The sequence below is a fragment of the Streptomyces sp. UH6 genome (assembly GCF_013421635.1).
Classification (GTDB): Bacteria; Actinomycetota; Actinomycetes; order Streptomycetales; family Streptomycetaceae; genus Streptomyces; species Streptomyces abyssomicinicus.
This window is the reverse complement of the sequence record NZ_JACADT010000186.1, coordinates 1-7,970: the sequence shown is the minus strand read 5'-3', so window position 1 is coordinate 7,970 and position 7,970 is coordinate 1. Positions and strand designations below refer to the sequence as shown.

Annotated in this window: 7 protein-coding genes; 5 read left to right on the top strand and 2 right to left on the bottom strand. The window is 70.2% G+C overall.

Annotated elements, in window-relative coordinates:
* Positions 1-1,026 (bottom strand): LacI family DNA-binding transcriptional regulator (locus HW445_RS12215; RefSeq protein ID WP_180221044.1); only part of this gene is annotated, 1,026 nt, incomplete at its 3' end.
* A gap of 221 nt (positions 1,027-1,247) precedes the next feature.
* On the opposite strand from HW445_RS12215, the gene HW445_RS12210 reads away from it, so the two are divergent.
* The 5 genes from HW445_RS12210 to HW445_RS12190 all read left to right on the top strand — a co-directional run bounded on the left by HW445_RS12210 (position 1,248) and on the right by HW445_RS12190 (position 6,929).
* Complete coding sequence (locus HW445_RS12210; protein WP_180221043.1) at positions 1,248-2,975, top strand: ABC transporter substrate-binding protein; 1,728 nt, start codon at positions 1,248-1,250, stop codon at positions 2,973-2,975.
* Positions 2,976-3,114: 139 nt separating this feature from the next.
* Entirely contained in the window at positions 3,115-4,107 is a 993-nt protein-coding gene (locus HW445_RS12205) for an ABC transporter permease (RefSeq protein WP_151770233.1), read from the top strand.
* The gene (locus HW445_RS12200) at positions 4,107-5,096 is read left to right on the top strand and encodes an ABC transporter permease (RefSeq protein ID WP_257231024.1); all 990 of its coding nucleotides are present in this window, start codon (positions 4,107-4,109) and stop codon (positions 5,094-5,096) included. The genes HW445_RS12205 and HW445_RS12200 overlap by 1 nt, the downstream gene beginning before the upstream one ends.
* Positions 5,097-5,100: 4 nt before the next feature.
* Positions 5,101-6,042, top strand: a complete 942-nt coding sequence (locus HW445_RS12195) for an ABC transporter ATP-binding protein (protein ID WP_180221042.1) — start codon at positions 5,101-5,103, stop codon at positions 6,040-6,042.
* Positions 6,042-6,929 carry an ATP-binding cassette domain-containing protein gene (locus tag HW445_RS12190; RefSeq protein WP_180221041.1) on the top strand — a complete coding sequence of 296 codons (888 nt, stop codon included), beginning with the start codon at positions 6,042-6,044 and terminating at the stop codon, positions 6,927-6,929. The genes HW445_RS12195 and HW445_RS12190 overlap by 1 nt, the downstream gene beginning before the upstream one ends.
* 63 nt (positions 6,930-6,992) lie before the next feature.
* Here HW445_RS12190 and HW445_RS12185 read toward each other — a convergent pair.
* Positions 6,993-7,970, bottom strand: a 978-nt coding sequence (locus tag HW445_RS12185; protein WP_180221040.1) for a sugar phosphate isomerase/epimerase, incomplete at its 5' end; no start/stop codon positions are given.

Sequence of the window (7,970 nt, the reverse complement as noted above, 5' to 3'; positions counted from 1 at the left end):
GGCAGGGGTCGGGGCGACGGCGGTGCTGCCGCGGGGCAGCAGGCGGGCCGGTTCGTCCTCCAGGCCCTCCGCCCACCCCTCCTCCACCAGCGTGAGCAACGCCCGGACGGCGTGCCGCCCGTACGCGGGGATGTCCCGGTTCAGCGCCGTGATCCCCGGCCGCACCACCCGGGTCAGCTGGGAGTCGTCCCAGGCGACCAGCGACAGCTCCCCCGGGACCCGCAGCCCCAGCTCGTCGGCGACCGACAGCCCGGCCACCGCCATGATGTCGTTGTCGAACACGATCGCCGTGGGCCGGCCGGGTCCGATCAGCAGCGACCGCGCCGCCCGCGCGCCCTCCTCCCCGGAGTAGTCGGTGTGGACGATGGCGGGCTCCGCCATGCCCAGTTCCGCGCAGACCGCGCGGTGGGCGCGGTCGCGGCGCTCCGTGTGGTCGAGGGAGCGCAGCCCGGCGACCCGGGCGACCGAGCGGTGCCCCAGCGCGTGCAAGTAGCGCAGCGTCTGGGCCAGCGCCGCCGCGTCGTCGGACCACACCGCGGGCAGCCCGGCCGCGGCCTCCGGGTGACCGATCGCCACCGCCGGCAGGCCCAGTTCCCGCACCAGCGCGATCCGCGGATCGTCGGCGCGCAGGTCGGTCAGCAGCACGCCGTCGACGCGGCCCTCGCCCCACCAGCGCCGGTGGACCTCCATCTCCTGACCGGCGTCCGCGACGAACTGCAGCGTCAACGCCTTTCCCTGGACCGCCAGTTCGTCCTGCATGCCGCTGATCAGCCCCATGAAGAACGGTTCGGCGCCGAGCAGCTGGGCCGGCCGGGAGGAGACCAGCCCCACGGCGTCGGCGCGGGCCCGGGTCAGCGCGCGTGCGGCGCTGTTGGGCCGCCATCCGATCTCGCGGGCGATCCGCTTGATCTCGGCACGGGTCCCGGGCGACACGCCGGGCCGGTCGTTGAGCGCGTACGAGACCGCGACCTTGGAGACACCCGCTCGACGCGCGATGTCCTCCATGGTGGGGCGCCGCCTGGACATGAGACCTCGCTTAACCGCTTCACTTAAGAGCAATCATCGTAGCGGCTCGGCCGCACGTGGAGGTCTGCCCCCTCGGGGCCCTGGCGTAACAACTCCCTTATAACGAAGCCACGGGAGCGCTCCCGCAACCCCTTGACACGACCGCGCAGCAGGTCGAGACTTCCGCCACTTACCCGGTTCAGTTGGCTCCGCCCAAAGACGGGCGGGGAGGGAGAAGACCGATGCGCGTCCGAGCGCGGTTGTTCGCTCTGTTGGCCGTCGGCGGCATGGTCGTCACGGCGTGCACGGGCGGGGGGTCCTCGACGACCTCGAACGGCAAGGGTTCCGTGGGCGAGGGGGGCCTGCCGAGGAGCGAGACGCTGTACACCAGCGGCACCATGTGGGGTCCGCCCGCCAACTACAACCCCCTGCACAACTGGGACCACGCCACGGGGACCAAGGGACTGGCGTACGAGACGCTGTTCCACTTCGACCCCCAGGCCGGCGAGCTCAAGCCCTGGCTGGCCGAGGGCGGGGAGTGGACGGACGACAAGACCTACGAGGTGAAGCTCCGCTCCGGGATCACCTGGTCGGACGGCAAGCCGCTGACCGCGAAGGACGTCGTCTTCTCCTACGAGATCGGCAAGCTGGAGGCCGCGTCGTTCCACACGCTGTGGGACTGGCTCTCCAAGGCCGAGGCCGTCGACGAGCAGACCGTGCGCTTCACCTTCAAGGAGGCGCGTTACCAGGAGTGGGACTTCACCCTCTACGGGCAGCCCGTCGTGCCGGAGCACGTGTGGAGCGCGCTGTCCGACGAGGAGGTCCTCAACGGCGTCAACGACAAGCCGGTGGTCTCCGGCGCCTACAAGCTCAAGAGCCACGGCCAGGACCGGGTGGTCTGGGAGCGGCGCGACGACTGGTGGGGTGTGAAGGCGCTCGGCCTGAAGCCCGCGCCGAAGTACATCGTCGACATCTCCAACCCCAGCAACGAGGTGGTCATCGGCCAGATCGGGCAGGGGCAACTGGACCTCAGCAACAACTTCCTCCCGGGCGCCGCCTCGATGATCAAGACGGGCAAGGCCGTCTCGTACTACGAGGGGCCGCCCTACATGATGTCCGCCAACACCGCCTGGCTGGTGCCCAACACCACCCGCAAGCCGATGGACGACGCCGCCTTCCGCAAGGCGCTGGCGTACTCGGTGGACATCGACAAGATCGTCAAGGGTGTGTACGGCGACCTGGTGCGGCCCGCCGACCCGACCGGCCTGCTGCCGCAGTGGGACAAGTTCATCGACAAGGAGCTGACCGCGCAGAGCGGCTTCAGCTTCGACACCGCCAAAGCCAAGTCCCTGCTGGCGGACGCCGGTTACAAGGACACCGACGGCGACGGCCTGGTGGAGAACAAGAACGGCAAGAAGCTGCAGCTGAAGCTGATGGTGCCGTCCGGCTGGACCGACTGGATGGAGGCCGCCAAGGTCATCTCGGAGAGCGCCAAGAGCGCGGGCATCGACGTGAGCACCGAGTTCCCCGACCAGAACGCGCTCAACGACCTGCGCTCCAAGGGCGAGTTCGACCTGGTGATCAACAACGAGCGGCAGCTGTCCAACACCCCGTGGACGTACTACGAGTACATGTTCCAGCTGCCCGTGCGTGAGCAGCAGAACACCGTGAACTTCGGCCGCTACGAGAACGAGGAGGCCTGGAAGCTCGTCAACGAGCTCGGCGGCGTGAAGACCGACGACGAGGCGGGCATGAAGGAGGCGACCTCCAGGATCCAGGAGATCCAGCTGGAGGAGATGCCGGTCATCCCGCTCTGGTACAACGGCCTGTGGTCCCAGTCGACGACCGGCACCTGGACCAACTGGCCCTCGGAGAAGGGCGACAACCACCACGCGCCGACGCTGTGGCGCAACTGGCTGGAGCTGGGTGGCTTCGAGGCGCTGACCGGCCTCAAGCCCGCCAAGAAGTAGGCGAGCCCCGCGGCCGTGGCGGCCGCCGGACGCACCGCACCCGCCGGGGACCTCCGGCGGGTGCGGGGAGCCTCCGGCGGCCGCCCGGACACCGCCCGGACGCCGCCCTCCCCCGCCACCCCCGATACTGGAGTCACCCTTGCGCCGCTATTTCGCCCGCAAGCTCCTCGTCTACGTCCTGACCTTCGTCTTCGCCGTCACGGTGAACTGGCTGATCCCGCGCTTCATGCCGGGCGACCCCGTCTCCGCGATGATCTCCCGGGCCAGGGTCTCGCAGCCCGAGGCCGTCGAGGCCATGCGGGCCTACTACAACGAACTGTTCGGCTTCGACCGGCCCGTGTGGGAGCAGTACCTGCACTTCTGGGGCTCCCTGCTCCAGGGCGACTTCGGCCTGTCGATCTGGGTCTTCCCCCAGCCGGTCAGTGAGATCATCCTGGGCGCGCTGCCCTACACGCTCGCGCTGATGATTCCCGCCATCCTGCTCAGCTGGTTCGTCGGGAACTGGCTCGGCGCGCTGGCCGCCCGCCGCAAGGTGCTGGACAACACGGTGCTGCCGGCCGGCTACCTGCTGACGGCCATGCCGTACATGTGGATCGCCGTCCTGCTGGCCTGGCTGTTCGGGGCGAAGGCCGGCTGGTTCCCCGTCTCGGGCGGGTACAGCCTGGACATCCAGCCGACCTGGACCTGGCACTTCTTCACCGACGCGCTGCACCACTGGGTGCTGCCGTTCCTCTCGCTGTTCCTGGTGGCGCTGGGCGGCTGGGCGATCGGCATGCGCAACATGATCATCTACGAGCTGGAGGCGGACCACTCCTCCTACCTGTCCGCCCTGGGCGCGCCGCAGCGGCTGATCCGCCGGTACGCCTTCCGCAACGCCGTCCTGCCGCAGATCACCGGTCTGGCACTGCAGTTGGGCGTCCTGGTGGCCGGCGCGCTGGTCACCGAGATCGTCTTCAACTATCCGGGCCTGGGCAGTCTGATCCTCGCGGCGATCCAGAACCGCGACTTCTTCCTGCTGCAGGGCACCTTCCTCTTCATCGTGATCGGCGTGCTGATCGCCAACTTCATCATCGACCTCGTCTACGTGGTCGTCGACCCCCGGACCCGCACCGGCATGGCGGGAGGCCAGTAATGAACGCGATGCCCCCACTCGGCGAACCGGCCTCCGAGCCGGTCGCGACCTCCGCGCCGTCCCAGGAATCCACCCGGGACGCCGCCAAGGAAGCCACCCAGGAGACGGCCGGGGAGACGGCACGGCCGGCCGCCCCGCTCAGTCCCGGCCGGGAGACGCTGCACTACGCGGTGCGCAACCCCAAGCTGCTCATCGGGCTGGGCGTCGTGACCGTGCTCCTGCTGACCGGGCTGTTCGGCCCGTTCCTGATGAACGGCACGGACCCCAACGCCTACTCCGGGGCGCAGGCGGTGCCGCCCTCCGGCGAGAACTGGTTCGGCACCACGACCTTCGGACAGGACGTCTTCGCCCAGTTCGTCCACGGCCTGCGCGCGACCTTCCTGGTCGGGGTGATCGGCGGCGGCATCGCGGCCGTGATCGCCATGCTGGTCGGCTTCTTCGCCGGCTACCGGGGCGGCGTCGTCGACGAGGTGCTGACCATGTTCACCAACATCGTGCTGGTCATCCCCTCGCTTGCGGTGCTGCTGATCGTCAACGCCTACCTGGGCGTGCGCAGCGTGCCGGTGCAGGGCCTGTTCATCGGGCTCACCTCGTGGCCGTGGGCGGCGCGGGCGATCCGCGCCCAGACGTTCAGTCTCCGCACGCGTGACTTCGTCGACCTGGCCCGGCTCAGCGGCAGCCGCACCTGGCGGATCATCTTCCGCGAGATCGCGCCCAACATGAGCTCCTACCTGTTCATGACGTTCATCCTGCTGTTCGGCGGAGCGATCCTCATCGCCTCCTCCCTCGACTTCATCGGCCTCGGCCCCACCGACGGCGTCTCGCTGGGTCTGATGCTCCAGAGCGCCCAGCAGTGGAGCGCGCTCCAGCTCGGCATGTGGTGGTGGTTCGTGCCGCCCGGGGTCGGCATCACCGCGGTCGTCGGCGCGCTGTACGTCGCCAACGTGGGTCTGGACGAGGTGTTCAACCCCAAGCTGAGGGAGTCGTAAGAGCATGACCCTGACCGTCGACGACCTCCGGGTCCACTACCGCACGCTGCGCGGCGACGTCCGCGCCCTGGACGGCGTCAGTTTCACCGTCTCCGACGGCGAGATCCTCGGCCTGGTCGGGGAGTCCGGCTGCGGCAAGACCACGCTCGGCAAGTCCCTGATCCGGATGGACGGCCGGATGCGCCACATCGGCGGCACCGTCACCCTCGACGGTGACGAGGTGCCGGTGGGCGACGACCGCGCCATGAACGCCTTCCGGTTCCACCGCATCTCGCTGGTGCCCCAGTACTCGATGAGCGCGCTCAACCCGACCCGCCGGATCGGCCGGATGATCCGCGAACTGCTCGCCTCGCGCGGGGTCTCGGTGGACACCGCGGAGCTGCACCGGCGCCTGGCGCTGGTGGGCCTCGAGCCCGAGGTGCTCGAGCGCTACCCGATCGAGCTGTCCGGCGGCATGAAGCAGCGCACGGTGATGGTCATCTCCACCCTGCTCGACCCCTCGCTGCTGGTGGCCGACGAGGTGACCAGCGCGCTGGACGTCTCCAACCAAAAGGCGGTCGCCCACGCCCTGGTGGGCCTGCGCGACCAGGGCCTGGTCACCAGCATGGTGTTCATCACCCACGACCTGGCCCTGACCTCGCACATCGCCGACACCATCATGGTGATGTACGCGGGCAGGCTCGCGGAGAAGGCTCCGGCGGGCGTCCTGACCACGGCGCCGCGCCACCCGTACACCCGCCGGCTGCTCGCCGCGCTGCCCGAGGCGGGCGTGCGCCGCTCCCAGGGACGCCTGTCGGGCATCGAGGGGAGCCCGCCGTCCCTGCTCTCCCCGCCCGCCGGCTGCCGGTTCCGCGACCGCTGCCCGCTGGCCGACGACCGCTGCGCCGAGCAGCCGCCGGTCGTCGAGGTCGCCCCCCGTCACCACGTAGCGTGCTGGAAGGCCTGATGCTGACACTCGACCGCGTCACCAAGACGTTCCGCACCGGTACCTTCTCCGGCAGCACGCTCACCGCCGTGGACCGGGTCTCCTTCTCCGTGGACCGGGGGGAGGTGGTCACGCTGCTCGGGGAGAGCGGGAGCGGCAAGTCCACCCTGGGCCGCATGATCCTCGGCCTGACCGCGGTGAACGAGGGCTCGCTCACCCTGAACGGCGAGCCGGTGCGCCCCGGGAAGGAGTACTACCGCCGGGTGCAGGGGATCTTCCAGGACCCGTTCAGCTGCTTCAACCCCGTCTTCAAGGCCGACCGGATCTTCGCCCTGATCAAGGACGCCTACCATCCGCGGGTGTCCGCGGCCGACTGGCGGACCCGGGTGGAGGGGGCGGTGCGCGACGTGCGCCTCGATCCGGCGCAGGTGCTCGGGAAGTATCCGCACCAGCTCAGCGGCGGCCAGCTCCAGCGCCTGCTGATCGCCCGCGCGCTGCTGCTGGACGGGCTGGAGATCCTGGTGGCGGACGAGATCACCAGCATGCTCGACGCCTCGACCCGCATCGACGTGCTCAACCTCCTGGGCGACCTGCGTGAACGGGGTCTCGGGGTCCTCTACATCACCCACGACCTGTCACTGGGCACCTACCTGGCGGAGAGCACGGTGGTCCTGCGCAACGGGCGGATCACCGAGCGCGGGGCGACGGAGAAGGTGTTCGGCAACCCGCTGCACCCGTACACCCGGCACCTGCTGGCCGCGGTGCCGCGTCTGGGGGTGGACTGGGCGGACGCCGAGCCCGTGGAGGAGTGCGTGTTCCACGCGGCGGGTGCGGAGGGCGACCTGTACGAGGCGGAGCCGGACCACTTCGTGGCGTGCGCGCGGCTCCCGGAGTGCGAGGGGCGCTGACGCCGCCACCGTGCGCGCGGCCCGTGGCGGGAAGCCCCCGCCACGGGCCGCGCCGCGTGGGGCCTACTTCGTCCGGCGCAGGGCCGCGATGTTGCGGTAGCCGATCCGCGCGTGCTCCAGGGACTGGGCGGGATCGGTGGAGCTGGGGGCGTTGTCCTGCTCGACCATCGGGTGGTGGGTGGTGCGGTGGCCCACGCGGGAGAAGAAGGTCCGGTAGTCGATCGCTCCGGTGCCGAACGGCACCATGTCGTACCCGTTGCCGCTCGCCGTGTTGACGACTCCGTCCTTGGCGTGGAACAGCGGGTAACGGCGGTCGTTGGCGACGACCAGCGCCGCCGGGTCGAAGACGTCCTGTTGGACCGAGCCGTCGTGGGCGGTGTAGGAGCGGAACTTGTACCGGGCGACGTGCGCCCAGAAGACGTCCATCTCCAGCCACACCAGGCGCGGGTCGGTGACCTTGAGGAAGTACTCCAGCTTGCGGACGCCGGAGCTCCGGGTGGGGCGGCCCTCGGCGTCCTGCGGGCCGCCGTCGAGGAGGAAGCCGTAGGCGGCGTCGTGGTTGTGGGTGTACAGCTTGACGCCGAAGCTGCGGGCGATCCCGCCGAGGGCGTTCCACTTGTCGGCGGCGCGGTCCCAGTCGGCCTTCACCGAGCTGTTGGTGGGGTCGCCGCCGGTGCCCATGTGGTCCATGCCGAGGGTGGCGGCGATCTCCAGGTGCCGCTTGAACTGGTCGGTGTCGGCGGTGGTGAGCGGCCAGGAACCCGGGATGAAGCCGTGGTTGCCCTGGGCGCGCAGCCCGTACTCGTCCAGCCAGGACCGCAGCAGCCGGGCGCCCTCGACGGACTCCAGGTTCGCCCCGCCGGGGGCGTTGGCGTGCTGGCCGTAGCCGGCGAACTCGACCTGGCGGTAGCCGAATCGGGCGAGCTGTTCGAAGACGGCGCGGAAGCCGGAGGGCAGGCCGGTGGAGAGCGGGTCCCGGCCGATGGCGTCGCGGACCGTGTAGAGGATGATGCCGCGGCGGGCGGCGGGGACCAGGACGGG